Raw genomic sequence first — 17,612 nt, forward strand, 5'->3', positions numbered from 1 at the left:
TCTTCATGCGCATCCTATCCGTGCCGATGCTTTCGGCCTTGGCCGTTTCGACCGCCTTCCTTCTTGCATCGCCGGCCATGGCCGAGATGGTGAAGTACAAGGCGACGCTCGACGGCAGTCAGCAGAGCCCGCCCGTCACCACCAAGGGCAAGGGAACCGCCACACTTACCTTCGACACCACAAGCAAGAAGCTCAGCTGGAACGTCAAATATTCCGGCCTTAGCGGGCCTGCCGTGGCCGCCCACATCCACGGCCCGGCGGACATGGGCGCGAACGCTGACCCGGTCATCCCGTTCAAGAAGCTGAAGAGCCCGATCAAGGGATCGGCGACGTTGACCGACGCGCAGGCAGCCGATCTGGAAGCCGGCAAATACTACGTCAACGTCCACACCGCCAAGAACAAGGACGGCGAGATCCGCGGCCAGATCGAGAAGGCGATGTAAAGACGCAAAAGGGGCGGTTCACCGCCGCTTTTGTCGTGCAGCCGGCAGAAAGGCAGCAGGCTGCCTTACGCCTTGTTGCGGATCTGCGTCAGCGTGCGGGTCGGCGTGATCGCTTCGGGATCGAGCTTGATCTCGACGATCGCCGGCTTGCCGCTGGCGCGCGCGCGTTCGAAGGCCGCCGCGAAGTCGGCGGTTTTTTCCACCGTCTCGCCATGGCCGCCATAGGCGCGGGCGAGCGCCGCGAAGTCAGGGTTCTTGAGGGTGGTGGCGACGACGCGGCTTGGATATTCCCGCTCCTGATGCATGCGGATCGTGCCGTAAATGCCGTTGTTGACGACGATCACGACGATCGGCAGGTCATACTGGACAGCCGTCGCGAACTCCTGGCCGTTCATCAGGAAGCAGCCGTCGCCGGCGAAGGCAACCACAGTGCGATCCGGGAACAGCGACTTGGCGGCGACCGCCGCGGGCGTGCCGTAGCCCATCGAGCCGGACGTGGGCGCCGCCTGCGTGCCGAAGCGGCGCGAGCGGTAGAAGCGATGCACCCAGGTGGCATAGTTGCCGGCGCCATTGGTGAGGATGGCATCTTCCGGCAGAACCTTTCCGAGGTAGTCCATGATCGGGCCCATCTGGACGGCGCCCGGGCCGGTCTGCGGCGGCGTCGACCATTCGAGATAGGCGGCGTGCGCCTTTTCCGTCTCGGCCGCCCAGGCAGGCTTGGCCGTTGGCTTTCGCCTGGCGAAAGCCTCGACAAAAGCGGCGGGCGACGCGTTAATCGCTATCGTCGGCCGGTAGACGCGACCGAGCTCGCCGGCATCGGCGTGGACATGCACCAGCGCCTGGTCGGGGTAGGGGCTCTTCAGCAGCGTGTAGTCGGAAGACGGCATCTCGCCAAGGCGGCCGCCGATCAAGAGCACCACGTCGGCTTGCTTGATCCGCTCCGCCAGCTTGGGATTGATGCCGATGCCGACATCGCCGGCATAATTCGGATGCAGATGGTCGAACAGCATCTGGCGCCGGAAGGAGCAGCCGACCGGCAGCGACCAGGCCTCGGCGATCTGGCGCATATGCGCCACCGCTTCCCCGTTCCAGCGCGTGCCGCCGAGGATGACGAAGGGACGCTTGGCATTGCTCAGCAGCATCTCCAGCGCGTCTAGCTCGGCTTCACCGGGACGCGTCTCGACCGGCGTGTGCGGCAGCGCTTCCGGAGCCTCGACCTCGTCGGTCAGCATGTCCTCCGGCAGCGAGATGACCACCGGGCCGGGGCGGCCGGAGGTTGCGACGGCGAAGGCGCGGGTCACGAATTCTGGAATGCGCGCGGCGTCGTCGATCTCGACCACCCATTTGGCGATGTCGCCGAAGAAGCGCTTGTAATCGACCTCCTGGAAGGCCTCGCGCTCCTTGGCGTGGCTGGCGACCTGGCCGATGAACAGGATCATCGGCACAGAATCCTGCATGGCGATGTGGACGCCGGCCGAAGCATTGGTGGCGCCGGGGCCGCGGGTGACGAAGCAGATGCCGGGCTTGCCGGTCAGCCGACCCTGGCAGTCGGCCATCATCGCAGCACCCCCTTCCTGGCGGCATACGATGGTGCGGATCGAAGAGTCGTGCAGCGCGTCGAGGACGGCGAGATAGGATTCGCCCGGAACGCAGAAGATGCGGTCGGTGCCGTTCGCTTCCAGCGCCTCGACGATCAGTTGTCCGCCGGTCTTCATTTTGCTCTCTCCAATTCGGCAAGGATTTCGTCCGTGTGCTCGCCAAGGCGCGGCGAGGGGCGTTCATAGACGAGCGGCGTGCCCGACATCACCATCGGCGCGCGCACCGAAGGCAGGCGATTGCCGTGGCCGTCGTCGAGATCGAGCCGCATGCCGCGCGCGATCGTCTGCGGATCGTCGAACATCTGGCCGATAGTGTTGATCGGGCTTGCCGGCACGCCGGCAGCCTCGAGCTTCGCCAGCAGCGGATCGCGATCCCAGGTGCTCAGCGTCGCGATAATCAGTTCGCGCAGCTTCACCCGGTTGGCGACGCGGGCAGGGTTGGTGGCGAAATCCGGATTGGCGGGCAGATCCGTCAGGCCGACTACGGCGCAGAACTTGCCGAACTGGCCGTCATTGCCGACCGCCAGGATGATGTGGCCGTCCCTGACCGGCAGCACCTCGTAAGGGGCGATGTTCATATGCGCATTGCCCATCTGCACCGGCGACTTGCCGGAAATCAGATAGTTGAGGTTCTGGTTGCCGAGCGCCGAGATCTGGCTGTCGAAGAGCGCCATGTCGATATGCTGGCCCTCACCGGTCTTTTCGGCGTGGCGCAGTGCTGCCTGGATGGCGATCACCGAATAGAGGCCGGTGAAGAGATCCGAGATGGCGACGCCGGCCTTCTGTGGCTCGCGGCCGGGCTCGCCGGTGATCGACATCATGCCGGCCATGGCCTGGATGATGAAATCGTAGCCAGCGCGCGGCGCGTAGGGGCCGTCCTGGCCAAAGCCGGTGATCGAGCAATAGACGAGGCGCGGATTGATCGCCTTCAGGCTCTCGTAATCGAGGCCGTATTTCTTCAGGCCGCCGAGCTTGAAGTTCTCGATCAGCACGTCGGCGGTGGCGACCAGCTTGCGCAGCGTCCCGGCACCGTCGGGCTTGGAGAAATCGACGGCGATGGAACGCTTGCCGCGATTGCAGGAGTGGTAATAGGCGGCCGACAGGTTCTCGCCATCATGGCTCATGACGAAGGGCGGACCCCATTTGCGAGTGTCGTCGCCGCCATCGGGGCTCTCGACCTTGATGACATCGGCGCCGAGATCGGCGAGCAACTGCCCGGCCCAGGGACCGGCCAGGATGCGGGCGAGCTCGATAACGCGGATGCCTTTCAGCGGAGGTTCGGCCATGGATCACCGTAATGGGTCGGAAACGCAGGCTCTATCAACAGCAGCCGCACCTGTCACGGCCCTTGCAGTGGGCCAAGCCGGATCAGGATTTCAGCACGCTGTCCGCCCAAGCGACGAAATCATTCATGACGGCATCGCGATTGATATCGTTCAGGCTTTCATGGCGGGTTTCCGGGTAAACCTTTGAAACCAGATTCGAAAAGCCCATTGCCTGCATGCGCGTTGCCAGGTGATGGACCGCCTTGCCGTAGTCCGACGCGGGGTCCTTCTCGCCGCCGATGAGATTGAAAGGAAGGTCGCGGCGGACGCCGGTGAAGCTGGAATCCTTGCCGGCGTGCAGCGCCATGTCGACTACGTCGCGCCACATCGAGACCGACGCATCCCAGCCGCAAAGCGGGTCGGCGATATATTTGTCGACCTCGACCGGGTCGCGCGACAGCCAGTCGAACAGGGTCCGGTGATTTGGCACCGCCTTGCCCCAAGCCTGGAAGGTGAGCTTGGGCAGAAGCCGCGACGGCACGTCGGAGCCGAGCCGCATCCGCTCCCAGCCTAGAATGCCAAGCGCCAGTTGCCCGAGCCGGCCTTGCGAGAAATTGCCGTTCCAGATCGCGGCGGCATGGACACGCCCGGAATGGCGCAGGACAAAATTCAGCGCCACCGAGGCGCCCAGCGAATGTCCCAAGGCGATCACCGGCAAGCCCGGATGCTCGGCCGCGATCAGGTCGTGCACGGCCTCGACATCGGCGATCACCTTGGCGATGCCGTCGCTGTCGGCGAATTTGCCGAGCGGCGCGTCGGGCGCCTTTGTCGCGCCATGGCCGCGATGATCATGGGCATAGACGTGGAATCCGCGCGGCGCGAGATAATCGGCAAAGCGGGCATAACGCGCCGCGTGCTCGGCCAGTCCATGGTTGATCTGGACCAAGGCGCGTGGCTTCGCCTCCGCGTGTTTCACATAGAGGTTGAGGTCGGCCCCGGTCGGTGAGGCCAGGCTGGTCTTTCTGTCGAATGGCATGTGTCGCTCCCTCGGCGACTGTTGGGCGCGGCGTTTGCCGGCGTCAAGAGGATGAGCGCGCTTGCGAACATGCCAATGGGAAGCGCTCAGCTGGGGATTGTTTTTTCGAGCGGCGAAAAAGATCGCAATTCTGACACGTCGACTGTTCTAGTGTGACGTATCCAATACGGTTCAATGATCGCCGGGAGAGCGGGATGCGGGTTTGGGCATTATGGGGTTCGATGGTGCTGGCGCTGGCCGGTGCCGGGGTGGCGCATGCCGACGTGAAGATGAGCGGCACGTTCGTTGCCGACAGCGCCTGCCCGGCGACGCAGGCCATCAAGAGCGGCAAGAACCCCGGCAACATCTCGACCGAAGCCGGCAAAAGCTACGACCTTCTTGCCGGCAACAAGGACGAGCCCACGCACTACCTTCTCCAGGTGCCGGGCGCCGACCCAGAGCGGCGCTGGGTGAAGATCAGCTGCGGCCACGTCAACGGCGGCAGCGCGCAGATGACCCCGGCGCCTGCCGGCCAGGCCAAACCGTCGCCGTCAGCCTCGGGAAAACCCGAATATGTCTTTGCGCTGAGCTGGCAGCCGGCTTTCTGCGAGACCAAGGCGAGCAAGCCCGAATGCAAGGCACAGAGCCCGAGCGAGTTCGATGCCTCGCACTTCACGCTGCATGGGCTGTGGCCGCAGCCGAACGGCAATTTCTATTGCCAGGTCTCGGCGAACGACAAGGCCAATGACAATCCGGCGCATTGGGGAGACCTGCCGCCGGTCGATCTCGACGCAAAGACGCGTGCCGAACTCGACCAGGTGATGCCGGGCACGGCGTCCAGGCTCGAGCGCCACGAATGGATCAAGCACGGCACCTGCTACGGCAAGAACCAGCAGGACTATTTCTCAGACGCGCTGAACCTGATGCGGGCGGTGAACGCCTCGGCGGTGCGCGATCTGTTCAACAAGAACATCGGCAAGCAGCTGACATCGGATGCGATCCGCGGCGCCTTCAACCAGGCTTTCGGTCCCGGCGCCGGGGATCGCGTACGCGTGTCGTGTCTGGTCGATCCGTCGAGCGGCAGGCGTATGATCGGCGAGATCACGCTCGGCCTGTCCGGTCCGATCGGCCCGGACAGCAAGCTGGCTGATCTCCTGATGGGGTCGGCGCCGACAGCCAAGGCCGGTTGCCCGAAGGGCACGGTCGACGCGATCGGTTTTCAATAGGCGAGAATTTTGGTCAGCCCGTTCTTTGTCAGGCTGATCGGGAGGCCGTCTGCAGGATGATAGCCTCGCTGCCAGGTTCGCCGACGACGCGGTCGCGGCCGCTCAACTTCGCCTTGTAGAGGCGCTGGTCGGCCAGCGCGAAAATGTCGGCAAGACAGCGCGTCGTCTCGCTGACGGTGGAGACGCCGGCACTCACGGTGATGTTGTAGCGGCCGGTATGCGCCGAGGTCTTCGTGGCGTTCCTGATAGTCTCGCCGAGCAGCCTGGCCGGCGCGTGCGACTGTTGCGTCAGCACGGCGAATTCCTCGCCGCCGATGCGGAACACCTGATCGTTGCCGCCGACGGTCTCGGCCAGCAGGGCAGCCATCGATTTCAGCACCTTGTCGCCCTCGGCATGACCGAAGCTGTCGTTGATCGACTTGAAATGGTCGACGTCGACGATGAGCAGGCTGAGCGGCTTGCCGATCCTGATGGCGGACGACACCGCGGACTCGCCGTCGGCATCGAAACTGCCGCGATGCAGCAGGCCGGTGAGGCCGTCGCGGCCGACATATTTGATCAGCGCTTCGTAGCGTTCGCGATAGGTGAGGGCGTCGAAAATGTCGGAGAGGCCGCGTGGCACGGCGATATCGTGGTCTTCGATCCATTTCAGATAGGCGACGAGCATGCCGCTATAGGCAAGCGCGGCGCCCATCTTGGCGAACCAGCCGCCGAAGAAGACCTCGAGCGGCGCGCCGGCGACGAAATGCAGCGCGGTGAAGAAGCCGGCCTGATCGAAGGTGAGCACGCAGGCGACCGATGCGAGGATGCGCATGAATGGCCTAGCGCGCAGATAGCTGCCGAGCTTCTCGTAGAGCAGGATGATCAGGATGGAGTCGACGAAGAGCAGCGAGGTGCCCCAGACCATCAGCCAACCCATCTCGTCGATGAAGGCGATATCGGGAAGCTTGCCGCTTGGAAGTGGAGCGATCGCGTGCAGGCGCAGGACCAGCACCAGCCCGATCATCACGGCGTTGCCAAGCAGCAGGCCGTAGATCGGCTGGCGAACCGTCGCCGCATCCTCCTTCATGTAGAGCAGAAGCAGCATGACGAGCTTGCCGGAGAAGAGCACGGCGGAGCCCGGCGACACCAGCCCGAACGGCAGCGCGACATAGAAGACGCTGGCAAGGTAGGTTTCGAGGAAATGCATGACGCCGAGCGCGCAGATGAACACGCCAAGCCCGATGCGGCGCCGGAAACGGAAAAGCGTGACCATGGCGCCGAAATAGAGAACCGCTTCGGCAAGGAGCAGGGCACCGTTCAGCACGTCGTCGATCCGATCCTTCCCCGAAACCGCAGCATGGCCGCGATTTGCCAACCTAACATCGTTTTGAAGGCGAATGGTTAAGCTCTGATTTCGCACGATCGCGAGAGCGGCGAAAAAGCCCTGAGTGAATTTGGGCGCCGCAAACCGGCGAATCCGCGCGGATTGGCGCGTTTCGCGCCGAAAGCGATTGCCGTTCGGCGCTTCATCGCCTACATAGCGCCCAACCCCCATCCACCTTGACACTTCAGTTTCCAGGGAAAGCGCGCGTGGCTCGCCAGTTCATCTATCACATGTCCGGCCTGTCGAAGGCCTACGGCACCAAGAAGGTGCTCGACAACGTTCACCTGTCCTTCTATCCGGATGCCAAGATCGGCATTCTCGGTCCCAACGGCTCGGGCAAGTCGACGATCCTGCGCATCATGGCCGGGCTCGACAAGGAGTTCCAGGGCGAGGCGTGGCTGGCCGAGGGCGCTACCGTCGGCTATCTGGCGCAGGAGCCGCAGCTCGACAACACCAAGACCGTGCGCGAGAACGTCATGGACGGCGTCGCCAGGAAGACCGCCATCATCGAGCGCTACAACGAGCTGATGATGAACTATTCCGACGAGACGGCGGACGAGTCGGCCAAGCTCCAGGACGAGATGGACCGGCTCAATCTTTGGGACCTGGAGCAGCAGGTCGAGATGGCGATGGACGCGCTGCAGTGTCCGCCACCTGACTCCGAAGTGACCAACCTGTCGGGCGGCGAGCGCCGCCGCGTGGCGCTGTGCCGGCTGCTGCTCGAGCAGCCCGACCTCTTGCTGCTCGACGAGCCGACCAACCATCTCGACGCCGAGACCACGCAATGGCTGGAAAAGCATCTGCGCGACTATCCGGGCTCGGTGCTGATCATCACCCACGACCGCTACTTCCTGGACAACGTGACCGGCTGGATCCTCGAGCTCGATCGCGGCCGCGGCATCCCTTACGAGGGCAATTACACCAAATATCTCGACGCCAAGGCCAAGCGCCTGATCCAGGAAGGCCGCGAGGACGACGCCCGCCAGAAGTCGATCTGGCGCGAGCGCGAGTGGATCCAGTCCTCGCCCAAGGCGCGCCAGACCAAGTCCAAGGCGCGTATCAAGGCCTATGAGGAACTTGTCGAGCAGTCGCAGAACCGCAAGCCGACCGACACGCAGATCGTCATCCCGTCGAGCGAGCGCCTCGGCAATCTCGTCATCGAGGTCGAAGGCCTCAACAAGGGCTTCGGCGACGAACTCCTGATCGAGAACCTTTCGTTCAAGCTGCCGCCGGGCGGCATCGTCGGCGTCATCGGCCCGAACGGCGCCGGCAAGACGACGCTGTTCAAGATGATCACGGGCCAGGAAACACCGGATGCCGGCTCGATCCGCAAGGGCGAGACGGTGCGGCTCGGCTATGTCGACCAGAGCCGCGACGCGCTCGACCCGAATAAGACCGTATGGGAAGAGATTTCCGGCGGCGCCGAGGTCATCAAGCTCGGAAAGCACGAGGTCAACAGCCGCGCCTACTGCTCGTCGTTCAACTTCCGCGGCGGCGACCAGCAGCAGAAGGTCGGCAACCTGTCGGGCGGCCAGCGAAACCGCGTCCACCTGGCCAAGATGCTGAAGGGCGGCGGCAACGTGCTTCTGCTCGACGAACCGACCAACGACCTCGATACCGAAACGCTGGGCGCTCTGGAAGACGCGCTCGAAGCCTATGCCGGCTGCGCCGTCATCATCAGCCACGACCGCATGTTCCTCGACCGCATGGCCACCCACATGCTCGCCTTCGAAGGCGACGCTCATGTCGAATGGTTCGAAGGCAATTTCGAGGAATATGAGAAGGACAAGCTGCGCCGCCTGGGCGCCGAAGCGGCGACTCCGCACCGCATGACCCACAAGCGGCTGACGCGGTAGGATCAGTCCCCAAGGGCGGCGAACAAAGCAAGGTTCTCTCACATGGCTGACTGGTCCGCCGCCCAATATCTGAAGTTCGAGGATGAGCGCACGCGACCCGCGCGCGATCTCGTGGCGCAGGTGCCGGTCGATTTTCCGCGCCGCGTCGTCGATATCGGCTGCGGTCCGGGCAATTCCACCGAGCTTCTGGTCGAGCGCTGGCCGGACGCCGAGGTGCTTGGTTTCGATACTTCGCCCGACATGATCGAGAAGGCGCGGGCGCGGCTGCCGAATGTCAATTTCGAGCTGGCGGATGCCGCCGGATGGCAGCCCCAGCATCCCGTCGACGTCATCTTCGCCAACGCCGTCTTCCAGTGGCTGCCGGAGCATCCGGCGGTGTTCCAACGGCTGACGGGATTGCTTGCGCCCGGCGGCGCCCTCGCCATCCAGATGCCCGACAATCTCGGCGAGCCTTCGCACCGACTGATGCGCGAGACCGCGGCGGAAGTGCCGTTTGCGGGCAAGCTCGAGGGCGCGGCGCGCGGGCCGCTGCCGCCGGTTTCCTTCTACTACGATCTTCTGTCGCCGCTCGCCGACCGGCTCGACATCTGGCACACCATCTACAACCATCCGCTGGCCGATGCTGAGGCGATCGTCGAATGGGTCGAGGCGACGGGGCTGAAGCCCTTCCTCGATCCGCTCGATGCGGATGAGAAGAAGCTGTTCCTCGACAGCTACACCGCCAAGATCGCCAAAGCCTATCCGAGAACGGCTACCGGCAAGGTGCTGCTGCGCTTCCCGCGCATCTTCATTGTGGCCAAGCGCGCTTGAGCATCCACCACCTGAATGCCAGCGGTGGTTGTCGAATTAAGCTGGAATAAATCGGGCAAATGCGACAAGTGTAGCGCCTCGCCTCGGCATAACTTGGCGCCCCCTCGGACGGATTGAACATGCATCGCGTCATCATCAGCGGCATCGGTGCCGAAATCCCTGAACCCGTCATCACCAATGAAGAGCTGGTTGCAAGCTTCAACAGCTGGGTCGATACCGAGAATGCGCGCCGCGCCGACACCGGCGAGCCGCTTTTGCAAAAGTCGGACAGCGACTTCATCGTGCATGCCTCGGGCGTGAGAAGCCGTCATGTAATCGAGCGCGAGGGTATTCTCGACCCGACCCGCATGTCGCCGCGCATTCCGGCGCGGCCCGACGACGCGCTGTCGCTGGAGGCGGAGTTCGGCCTCGCCTCTGCCAGGAAGGCGCTTGCCCATGCCGGGGTCGACGGGTCGGACATCGACCTGGTGATCTGCTCGGCCTCGCATCATCAGCGGCCCTATCCGGCCATCGCCATCGAGATGCAGGAGGCGCTGGGCACCAAGGGCGCCGGCTTCGACATGGGGCTTGGCTGCTCTTCCGCCGCGGCGGCGCTGCATGTCGCGGTCAACCTGGTGAGGGCAGGGGCGCATAAGCGCATCCTGGTGTCGACGCCGGAGATCATCACCGGGCATCTCAACTTCCGCGACCGGCAGACGCATTTCATCTTCGGCGACGCCTCGGTCGCCATGGTCGTCGAGGGACTGGCGCAAGGTGAGAAGCGGCCGGGGCGCTTCGAGGTGCTCGACACGCGCACCTGGACGCAGATGTCGAACAACATCCGCACCAATCTCGGGTATTACACGCGCACCGCCCAGAACGATCCCTACATGATCAACCTGGAAGGCAACCTCATCAAGCAGGTCGGCAACAAGGTGTTCAAGGAAGTCACCGTCGCCGGCCAGAAATTCATCGTCGAGTTCCTGGCCGAGCACGGGCTGACGCCGGCAGGCATCCGCCGCTTCTGGCTGCATCAGGCCAATGCGCGCATGAATGCGATGATCCTGAAACTGTCCTTTGGCCACGACGTCGACCATGACCGCGCGCCGATGGTGCTGGAGCGGCTCGGCAACACCGCCGGCGCCGGCGCGATCGTGGCGCTATCAGAGAACCATGCCGACATGAAGGCCGGCGATTTCGGCCTGATCTGCGCCTTCGGCGCCGGCTATTCGATCGGCGGTGCGCTGCTCAGGATGCTTTAAGCCGGCGCGAAGGGCACCAGCATCGGCACGCGCCTGGCGTAGTCGTCATAGGCCGGGCCGAGCTCACCGCGCAGGAAGCTCTCTTCCAGCCGCGCCTTGACGACGACGCCGACGAGCAGCAGCGCGGCGCCGGCGATGCCCCAGACCGTGCCCTTGACGGCCATGGTCGCCAGGACGGACAGCAGCAGTCCGGTGTAGATCGGGTGGCGGACCAGGCCATAGGGGCCGGTATCGATGACGCGATGATCAGCCTTGGCGGTGACATTTGCCGACCACAAGCGGCCGAGATGCAGGCGCGCCCACCAGGCGAAAGCGATGCCGATGGCGATCAGGGCGACGCAGATCCAGGCTTCGGCAAGCGTCGGCGTCCACAGCCGCAGCCTGCCGGCATAGCCGTGCGCCGGCACGAACAGCAGGATGGTGCCGGCGAGCCAAAGGACCCGATAACGCGCCTCCGACTTGAGATCGGCGCGCTTTTGCGCTGGGTCTGCCCAGCCAGCGGCAAGGATCCAGGATACCACCCAGAACAGCCAAAGCGCCGCTACAGCGTGTCCGACCTGCATGATCGAGCCTCCTCCCTCCCGATATAGCGCGCATCGTTTATGACGGCCGCACGGCGGCAATGCGACGCGTGTGCAGCGGGGCGGCGTTTTCTGGTAATAACGTCGTGATCGCCATCAAACGATGTGATCGGATCATCAGCGCTTTCGACTGGACCGCCTTCTCAGCGGCCTTTAGACCAGCGGCATGCAGGAAACGAACCTAGAGCTTTTTCCAGCGGCCGAACCGACAATCGACATCGTGCCCGGCCGCAAGCTGACGGCAAAGGCGGCGGCGCTCTATGCCGCTCCGCACGATCATTTCGAGACAAAACGGGTGGAGGAACTGCGGCTCGGCTTCGACGGCATCGAGGGCGATTTCCATGCCGGCGCAACGCGGCGGTCGGGCGGGCGCGAGCCTTGGTATCCGCGCGGCACCGAAATGCGCAACGAGCGGCAATTGTCGCTTGTGGCCGCGGACGAGCTCGCCATCATCGCGCAACGCATGGGGATCGAGCAGATCAAGCCGGAGTGGATCGGCGCCAATCTTGTGGTCGAGGGCGTGCCGCATCTTTCGATGCTGCCGGCCGGCTCGCTGATGTTCTTCAAGGGCGGCGTGACGCTCAAGGTCGACGGCCAGAACAAGCCGTGCCGGTTCGCCGGGCAGTCGATCGCCGAGCATGTCGGCGCAGCGGATCAGGAGGCCACCGCGCTGCTCTTCCCAAAGGAGGCGAAACGGCTGCGCGGCCTTGTCGCCTGGGTCGAGAAGCCGGGCGTCATAAGAGCTGGCGAAGAGATTTCCATCCGGGTGCCCGAGCAGTGGATCTATCGGGCCTGAACAAAGAGGCCGCGCCGCGAAAGCGGCGCGGCGTTCGCGGTTAGGCCGCCCTGCGGTTCTTGTTGGCGCCCTGCGCCATTACCGAGACGTGATCCCATTTCTCCCAAGTGGCGATGCGGTTGGCATATTCCTGCCGGATCATCGGCAGTCCGCCGTCGCCGAAGAAGACCCTGAGCGGCGGCTCGGCGGCATCGACGATCGCCAGCATCGCCGGGCCGGTCGCTTGCGGATCGCCAGCGACGGAACGGCTGCGGCGCTCGGCCATCGCTGCGCGGACCGGCTCATAGGCGTCCAACGGCTTGGAGACCCTGGCCGACGGCCCGGCCCAGTCTGTGGAGAAGCCGCCCGGCTCGACAAGGGTGACGTGGATGCCGAAGCCGGCGACCTCGAGGCTGAGCGACTGGCTGAAGGCTTCCAGCGCCCATTTTGAGGCGTGATAAAGGCCGAGCGAGGCAAAGGCGTTGACGCCGCCGATCGAGGAGATCTGGATGATGTGGCCTGAGCGTTGCGCCCGCATGACGGGAAGCACGGCCTGGGTCACCCATAGCGCTCCGAAGACGTTGGTCTCGATCTGGTCGCGCGCCTCCTGCTCCGTGACCTCCTCGATGGCGCCGAAATGGCCGTAACCGGCATTGTTGACGACCACGTCGAGCCGGCCGAAACGCCTGTGCGCCTCGGCAACAGCGGCGTCGACGGCGTGCTTGTCGGTGACATCGAGCTGCATGGCAGCGACCTTGTCGCCATATTTCTCGACGAGATCGGCGAGCGTGCCGGCATCGCGCGCAGTTGCGGCGACGCGATCGCCGCGGGCGAGCGCGGCCTCGGCCCAAACGCGGCCAAAGCCCTTCGACGATCCGGTGATGAACCAAACTTTATCAGTCATGATCTGCGATCCTTGCCCTTGGAACGGTTCTGCGGTTTACGGCATCGCCGAGTCGCTCCAAGTCCTTGTTTTTGCGTAATCGAACGGAAAACCACTGCGAGCGTTCCTGGAATTGCTTTGAGGACGATGTATTCCGGATATAAGCGGAGGATACTCCGCTTGCTGCATGTACGGCGCTTTCGACGTTTTTCCAGAGGCGCTGGCGGATTTATTTGGCGCGGGTCAAGGATAGCGTGCTGCGCTCGGCCGGCGGGATCGTCACGCCTCTTCCAACAAGCGCCATCAGACGTCGGTGATAGTGTCGACCTTACGAGTCCTCCTCGTCTTCCTCAAGCAACCGTGTCGCCCGCCAACGGGTGAGCACCTCATTGGTCCGCCCGATGACGAAGAAGCGCGCCGAATCCCGGTCGTAGCCTTCGGCCAGCAGCTTTTCGTAATCGGTGTGGACGTGGCGGACATGGGCGATGGTGGCCAGCCATACCGCGATCGTCGGCGGCAAGCTCTTCATGTGCACGGAACCGGCGTCGGCGCGGATCTTTTCCATGTCGGCGTAAGGCGCGAGCGGCAAAAGCGCAGTCAGCGCCTTGGCGATGGCGCGGCGGCGGCCGGTGGGGACGCTCATTTCTCGTCTCGCCCGGCGACCGTCGCTTCGGAGAAAGCATCCGTGGAAGCGTAATAGGGCTTGATGTCGATGACCGGTGTCCCGTCGAGCACATCGATGGCGTCGATCCCGATCCGGCCGGCCTCGATGTCGAGCGCGGCGAGCTTCGCTACATGCAGGCCGACAGGGTTGGGCCGGGCAGGGGAGCGCAGCGAGAAAACGCCTTTCGCTTCAGCCGCGTGGCGCGGTTTCTGCACAATCAGATTCCGCGGCGCGTGATGGAGCCAGGACAGGATGACGACGTGGCTGGCGCGTTCCAGGTTTTGCAACCCCGGTCGATAGGGCTGGTCGATCAGGATTGTCCCGGGTCGCCCGGTTTCCCGGGCGGCGCGCATGTTCTTGGGGCAATCCTCGCGACTGGTCCATGGTGAGACGATGCGGCCGATGAAGACCACTTGGCCGTCCGGCGGCAACTGCGCCGGGTCGGCCGCAAGAAGCATTTCACCTTGGCGTGTCTCAAACATCCTGTTCATCCCGCCCAGAAACCGCCTGCCGGCGCGGATCGCGGCTGCGCCATTTTCTTGTCCGGAAGCGACATAGTGCTTGCCAGGGTATCAAAATCGACATAAACATATCTTTATATCTTTCAACGAGAGCCCGCTCATGCATGTCTCGCTCGACACAATGGTAGATACATTGAAGGCGGCGGCCGAATCCAGCCGGCTGCGCATCCTGGTGCTGCTTTCACGCGGGGATCTCACCGTCTCCGACCTCACCGAGATCCTCGGCCAGTCGCAGCCGCGCGTCTCGCGGCACCTCAAGCTGCTGCTCGATGCCGGGCTGATCGGCCGCTATCAGGAAGGGTCCTGGGCTTTTTTCAGGCTGACCGACATCGATAATTCGCGCGATTTCGTCCAGCGTCTGGTCTCGGCCATAAGCGAGGCCGATCCGCAGGTGGTGCGAGATCTCGAGCGGCTGGCGGCGGTCAAGCGCAAGCGGCAGGACCGGGCTGCCGAGTATTTCTCCGAGAATGCCGCGAGTTGGGATCATATCCGCTCGCTGCATGTGCCGGACCGCGCGGTGGAAGCGGCACTCATCAAGCTCGTCGGCAAGCGGCCGTTCCAGTCGATGCTCGACCTCGGCACCGGCACGGGCAGGCTGCTCGAAATCTTCGCGCCGCTCTACCGGCGCGGCGTCGGCATCGACATGTCGCGCGAGATGCTGAGCGTGGCGCGCGCCAATCTCGACAAGGCCGGCATCGCCAATGCGCAGGTACGCCAGGGCGACATCTTTTCGCCGCCGGTCGAGCGCAACGCCTTCGATCTCGTCACAATCCACCAGGTGCTGCACTATCTCGACGATCCCGCGCGCGCCATCGCCGAGGCGGCGAGGCTGCTCAGGCCATCAGGCCGGCTGATCGTCGTCGACTTCGCGCCCCACGCGCTCGAATTCCTACGCGACCAGCACGCCCATATGCGGCTGGGCTTTTCCGACCGGCAGATGTCCGACTGGTTCGCCGAGGCCGGCCTCGATCTCGAGGACAGCCAGGAATTCGAGCCGCGTGGCGGTAACGAGGCAAGGCTTACGGTGAAGCTCTGGCTCGGCCGCGATCGGCGACTGCTGATCGCCGATCCATCCAATGACTCGCTACCCGCCAAGGCATATCCAATGGGGGAAACAGCCTGATGAACCAGTTCCGCTTTTCCCGCCGCCCCGACATCGGTGACAAGGTCCGGGTCTCGTTCGAATTCTTCCCGCCGAAGACCGACGAGATGGAAGCAAGGCTCTGGGACACGGTTACAAAGCTGGAGCCGCTCAAGCCGAAATTCGTCTCGGTGACCTACGGCGCCGGCGGTTCGACCCGCGAGCGCACGGCGCGCACGGTCATGCGCATCTTGAACGAGACGACGCTGACGCCGGCGGCGCACATGACCTGCGTCGATGCCGCGCGCGATCAGGTCGACACGGTCATTCGCGAATTCGCGGATATGGGCGTCAAACGTTTCGTCGCGTTGCGCGGCGATCCGGCGGCCGGTGTCGGCGCAAGTTACCACCCGCATCCCGATGGCTATGCCAATGGCGCCGAACTGGTCGGGGCGCTGAAGAACGCCGGCGATTTCGACATCTCGGTCTCGGCCTATCCGGAAAAGCATCCGGAAAGCCCGGATTTTGCCACCGACATCGATATGCTGAAGCGCAAGGCCGACAATGGCGCGACGCGGGCGATCACCCAGTTCTTCTTCGACAACGACCTTTACGAGCGCTATGTCGAGCGGGCGCGCCGCGCCGGCATCTACATCCCGATCGTGCCGGGCATCCTCCCGGTGCATAATTTCACCCAGGTCGCCAATTTCTCGTCGCGCTGCGGGGCGCTGGTGCCGGCCTGGCTGGCCGAGCGGTTCGAGGGGCTGGAGAACGACCCGCAGACGCATGCCCTTGTGGCCTCCGCCGTGGCCGCCGAACAGGTGCTCGACCTTGTCGAGCGCGGCGTCGGCGACTTCCATTTCTACACGATGAACCGCGCCGACCTCGTCTTTGCCGTCTGCCACATGATCGGCATCCGCTCGCATGAGACGGAGGCGGCGGGTTCGGCCGCCGCATAGGGCAGGCTGCAACGGAAAAGGCCGGGTAGAACCCGGCCTTTTCGAACTGTTTGGACTATATCTCGGTACTGGTCTTCCCGGTTTTGGCGGGTCAGGGAAGAACACCTATGATAAGGGCACCGATGAATGCGAATGCGGCACAAATCATCAACGCGTTGATCGGCCTCGTCAGTCCCATGCCATAGCCTCCTCTTCAGAGCTATGGCCGGAATCTAGAGTCATTTGGGTTACAGGCAAGCGGAAAACGTGCTGCAATGCGACATGATTGTGGGATTTGCGACTTCCGATTTATCGTTAGCCGTTGAAACTCTTCGGCAAAAGCCGCCTCAAGCGTTGTGAATAAATTGTGGCGGAGCCGTGGCATGACACCGCTACCATCGGCCAAACAGGCGACCGTCTATGGTGACCAGGCCGAGTCCGATCAGCGTCATGCCGCCGATCTCGAACAGGGCCAGCCGTTCGCCGAGGAACAGGAAGCCGAGCAGCACCGCACTGACCGGCACGACCAGGGTGACCAGCGAGGCATTGGTGGCGCCGGCCGAGGCGACGAGGTTGAAATAGAGGATGTAAGCAAAGGCGGTTGAAAGCAGCGCCAGGCCCAAAACCGCGGCCCAGACGGGCGGCGAGACCGAGAAAAGCCCCGCGGGGCCATACGCAATCAGCACGAGCGGGATCATGATGATGGTCGATGCGGTCAGCTGTCCGGTGGCGATGACGGGCGACGGCACGCCCTTGAAGCGGCGCGCGATCATCAGGGCGACGGCGTAGGAGATCGAAGCGCCCATCAGTGCGAACTTGGCCCACACCGGTCCGCCAAGCCCGGCAAGCAGGCCGGGTCCGATCATCACCGCGGTGCCGGCGACACCGAGCGCGATGCCGGCGAACTTGTTCCAGGACAGCTTCTCGTCGGTCGTGAGCGCATTGGCCAGGATCAGCGTCCAGAACGGCGTCGTGGCGTTGAGCACCGAAGCGACGCCGGCGCCGAGCTGCGTCTGGCCGGCGAAGATCAGCGAGAAGGGCACGACATTGTTGGTGAGCGCCAGCAGGAAGAACAGGCCGGCATGCGGGAAGGCGAGCCGGAACGAAGGGCCGCGGGCTGCCAGATAGAGGTGAAGTGCAGCCGCGGCGATGGCGACGCGAAACAGCACCAGCGCCAGCGGATGGATCTCGGAAACGGCGATGCGGGCAAAGAAGAACGAACCGCCCCAGATCGCGCCGAGCAGGAGAAGCTGCCCCCAATCCTTGAGCGTCATCGCTCCGCGCGTCGGCGCGGCGCCGGCCGTAATCGACATGTCCTGTTCCTCCCCGGGGGCCGATCGCAACCTCGG

Annotated in this window: 17 protein-coding genes; 8 read left to right on the top strand and 9 right to left on the bottom strand. The window is 64.0% G+C overall.

Going from position 1 to position 17,612, the window contains the following annotated elements; all coding sequences use genetic code 11:
• Positions 1-5: 5 nt before the first annotated feature.
• A complete protein-coding gene (locus LB523_RS02280) occupies positions 6-443 on the top strand; it encodes a CHRD domain-containing protein (RefSeq protein ID WP_140839627.1) in 438 nt (145 codons plus the stop codon).
• A gap of 65 nt (positions 444-508) precedes the next feature.
• Here the strand turns inward: LB523_RS02280 and LB523_RS02285 are convergent, their stop codons facing one another.
• From LB523_RS02285 to LB523_RS02295, 3 genes are all read right to left on the bottom strand, one after another.
• Positions 509-2,158, bottom strand: a complete 1,650-nt coding sequence (locus LB523_RS02285) for a thiamine pyrophosphate-binding protein (RefSeq protein WP_224600759.1) — start codon at positions 2,156-2,158, stop codon at positions 509-511.
• The gene (locus tag LB523_RS02290) at positions 2,155-3,327 is read right to left on the bottom strand and encodes a CaiB/BaiF CoA transferase family protein (protein WP_224600760.1); all 1,173 of its coding nucleotides are present in this window, start codon (positions 3,325-3,327) and stop codon (positions 2,155-2,157) included. Before LB523_RS02290 ends, LB523_RS02285 begins: the two co-directional genes overlap by 4 nt.
• An 82-nt stretch (positions 3,328-3,409) precedes the next feature.
• On the bottom strand, positions 3,410-4,342 hold the full coding sequence (locus tag LB523_RS02295; protein ID WP_224600761.1) for an alpha/beta fold hydrolase: 933 nt from the start codon (positions 4,340-4,342) through the stop codon (positions 3,410-3,412).
• A gap of 194 nt (positions 4,343-4,536) precedes the next feature.
• Between LB523_RS02295 and LB523_RS02300 the strand changes: the two genes are divergently transcribed.
• The gene (locus tag LB523_RS02300) at positions 4,537-5,547 is read left to right on the top strand and encodes a ribonuclease T2 family protein (RefSeq protein WP_224600762.1); all 1,011 of its coding nucleotides are present in this window, start codon (positions 4,537-4,539) and stop codon (positions 5,545-5,547) included.
• A gap of 28 nt (positions 5,548-5,575) precedes the next feature.
• Here LB523_RS02300 and LB523_RS02305 read toward each other — a convergent pair whose 3' ends face one another.
• Positions 5,576-6,853 carry a sensor domain-containing diguanylate cyclase gene (locus LB523_RS02305; RefSeq protein WP_224600763.1) on the bottom strand — a complete coding sequence of 426 codons (1,278 nt, stop codon included), beginning with the start codon at positions 6,851-6,853 and terminating at the stop codon, positions 5,576-5,578.
• Positions 6,854-7,119: 266 nt separating this feature from the next.
• Here LB523_RS02305 and ettA point away from each other — a divergent pair, with 266 nt between their 5' ends.
• The 3 genes from ettA to LB523_RS02320 all read left to right on the top strand — a co-directional run bounded on the left by ettA (position 7,120) and on the right by LB523_RS02320 (position 10,820).
• A complete protein-coding gene (gene ettA / locus LB523_RS02310) occupies positions 7,120-8,769 on the top strand; it encodes an energy-dependent translational throttle protein EttA (RefSeq protein ID WP_140839641.1) in 1,650 nt (549 codons plus the stop codon).
• A gap of 42 nt (positions 8,770-8,811) precedes the next feature.
• Entirely contained in the window at positions 8,812-9,579 is a 768-nt protein-coding gene (gene tam / locus LB523_RS02315) for a trans-aconitate 2-methyltransferase (protein WP_224600764.1), read from the top strand.
• A gap of 119 nt (positions 9,580-9,698) precedes the next feature.
• On the top strand, positions 9,699-10,820 hold the full coding sequence (locus tag LB523_RS02320; RefSeq protein ID WP_224600765.1) for a beta-ketoacyl-ACP synthase III: 1,122 nt from the start codon (positions 9,699-9,701) through the stop codon (positions 10,818-10,820).
• Here LB523_RS02320 and LB523_RS02325 read toward each other — a convergent pair.
• Positions 10,817-11,383 carry a methyltransferase family protein gene (locus LB523_RS02325; RefSeq protein WP_140839651.1) on the bottom strand — a complete coding sequence of 189 codons (567 nt, stop codon included), beginning with the start codon at positions 11,381-11,383 and terminating at the stop codon, positions 10,817-10,819. The genes LB523_RS02320 and LB523_RS02325 overlap by 4 nt on opposite strands.
• Before the next feature lie 184 nt (positions 11,384-11,567).
• Here LB523_RS02325 and LB523_RS02330 point away from each other — a divergent pair, with 184 nt between their 5' ends.
• Positions 11,568-12,197 carry an MOSC domain-containing protein gene (locus tag LB523_RS02330; protein WP_224600766.1) on the top strand — a complete coding sequence of 210 codons (630 nt, stop codon included), beginning with the start codon at positions 11,568-11,570 and terminating at the stop codon, positions 12,195-12,197.
• A 40-nt stretch (positions 12,198-12,237) separates the two neighbouring features.
• On the opposite strand, the gene LB523_RS02335 is transcribed toward LB523_RS02330, so the two are convergent.
• The 3 genes from LB523_RS02335 to tsaA all read right to left on the bottom strand — a co-directional run bounded on the left by LB523_RS02335 (position 12,238) and on the right by tsaA (position 14,205).
• Positions 12,238-13,080 carry an SDR family oxidoreductase gene (locus LB523_RS02335; protein ID WP_224600767.1) on the bottom strand — a complete coding sequence of 281 codons (843 nt, stop codon included), beginning with the start codon at positions 13,078-13,080 and terminating at the stop codon, positions 12,238-12,240.
• A 307-nt stretch (positions 13,081-13,387) separates the two neighbouring features.
• On the bottom strand, positions 13,388-13,702 hold the full coding sequence (locus LB523_RS02340; RefSeq protein ID WP_224600768.1) for a DUF2293 domain-containing protein: 315 nt from the start codon (positions 13,700-13,702) through the stop codon (positions 13,388-13,390).
• Positions 13,699-14,205, bottom strand: coding sequence for a tRNA (N6-threonylcarbamoyladenosine(37)-N6)-methyltransferase TrmO (gene tsaA / locus LB523_RS02345; protein WP_224600769.1), 507 nt, complete (start codon positions 14,203-14,205; stop codon positions 13,699-13,701). The genes LB523_RS02340 and tsaA overlap by 4 nt, the downstream gene beginning before the upstream one ends.
• Before the next feature lie 139 nt (positions 14,206-14,344).
• Between tsaA and LB523_RS02350 the strand changes: the two genes are divergently transcribed.
• Both LB523_RS02350 and metF read left to right on the top strand, forming a co-directional pair.
• Positions 14,345-15,367 (top strand): ArsR/SmtB family transcription factor, encoded by a 1,023-nt coding sequence (locus tag LB523_RS02350; RefSeq protein ID WP_095768972.1) that lies wholly within the window; start codon positions 14,345-14,347, stop codon positions 15,365-15,367.
• The gene (metF, locus tag LB523_RS02355) at positions 15,367-16,284 is read left to right on the top strand and encodes a methylenetetrahydrofolate reductase [NAD(P)H] (RefSeq protein ID WP_224600770.1); all 918 of its coding nucleotides are present in this window, start codon (positions 15,367-15,369) and stop codon (positions 16,282-16,284) included. Before LB523_RS02350 ends, metF begins: the two co-directional genes overlap by 1 nt.
• 371 nt (positions 16,285-16,655) lie before the next feature.
• Here metF and LB523_RS02360 read toward each other — a convergent pair whose 3' ends face one another.
• A complete protein-coding gene (locus tag LB523_RS02360; RefSeq protein ID WP_224600771.1) occupies positions 16,656-17,576 on the bottom strand; it encodes a DMT family transporter in 921 nt (306 codons plus the stop codon).
• Positions 17,577-17,612: the final 36 nt, after the last annotated feature.

Origin of the sequence: Mesorhizobium sp. ESP-6-4 (genome assembly GCF_020164735.1) — a bacterium.
In the GTDB taxonomy this organism is placed as follows: Bacteria; Pseudomonadota; Alphaproteobacteria; order Rhizobiales; family Rhizobiaceae; genus Mesorhizobium.

Bases quoted from the DNA above. Each gene is read 5' to 3' on its own strand.
- LB523_RS02280 (WP_140839627.1), top strand. From the start codon at position 6: ATGCGCATCCTATCCGTGCCGATGCTTTCGGCCTTGGCCGTTTCGACC.
- LB523_RS02285 (WP_224600759.1), bottom strand. From the start codon at position 2,158: ATGAAGACCGGCGGACAACTGATCGTCGAGGCGCTGGAAGCGAACGGC.
- LB523_RS02290 (WP_224600760.1), bottom strand. From the start codon at position 3,327: ATGGCCGAACCTCCGCTGAAAGGCATCCGCGTTATCGAGCTCGCCCGC.
- LB523_RS02295 (WP_224600761.1), bottom strand. From the start codon at position 4,342: ATGCCATTCGACAGAAAGACCAGCCTGGCCTCACCGACCGGGGCCGAC.
- LB523_RS02300 (WP_224600762.1), top strand. From the start codon at position 4,537: ATGCGGGTTTGGGCATTATGGGGTTCGATGGTGCTGGCGCTGGCCGGT.
- tam (WP_224600764.1), top strand. From the start codon at position 8,812: ATGGCTGACTGGTCCGCCGCCCAATATCTGAAGTTCGAGGATGAGCGC.
- LB523_RS02320 (WP_224600765.1), top strand. From the start codon at position 9,699: ATGCATCGCGTCATCATCAGCGGCATCGGTGCCGAAATCCCTGAACCC.
- LB523_RS02325 (WP_140839651.1), bottom strand. From the start codon at position 11,383: ATGCAGGTCGGACACGCTGTAGCGGCGCTTTGGCTGTTCTGGGTGGTA.
- LB523_RS02330 (WP_224600766.1), top strand. From the start codon at position 11,568: ATGCAGGAAACGAACCTAGAGCTTTTTCCAGCGGCCGAACCGACAATC.
- LB523_RS02335 (WP_224600767.1), bottom strand. From the start codon at position 13,080: ATGACTGATAAAGTTTGGTTCATCACCGGATCGTCGAAGGGCTTTGGC.
- LB523_RS02340 (WP_224600768.1), bottom strand. From the start codon at position 13,702: ATGAGCGTCCCCACCGGCCGCCGCCGCGCCATCGCCAAGGCGCTGACT.
- tsaA (WP_224600769.1), bottom strand. From the start codon at position 14,205: ATGTTTGAGACACGCCAAGGTGAAATGCTTCTTGCGGCCGACCCGGCG.
- LB523_RS02350 (WP_095768972.1), top strand. From the start codon at position 14,345: ATGCATGTCTCGCTCGACACAATGGTAGATACATTGAAGGCGGCGGCC.
- metF (WP_224600770.1), top strand. From the start codon at position 15,367: ATGAACCAGTTCCGCTTTTCCCGCCGCCCCGACATCGGTGACAAGGTC.
- LB523_RS02360 (WP_224600771.1), bottom strand. From the start codon at position 17,576: ATGTCGATTACGGCCGGCGCCGCGCCGACGCGCGGAGCGATGACGCTC.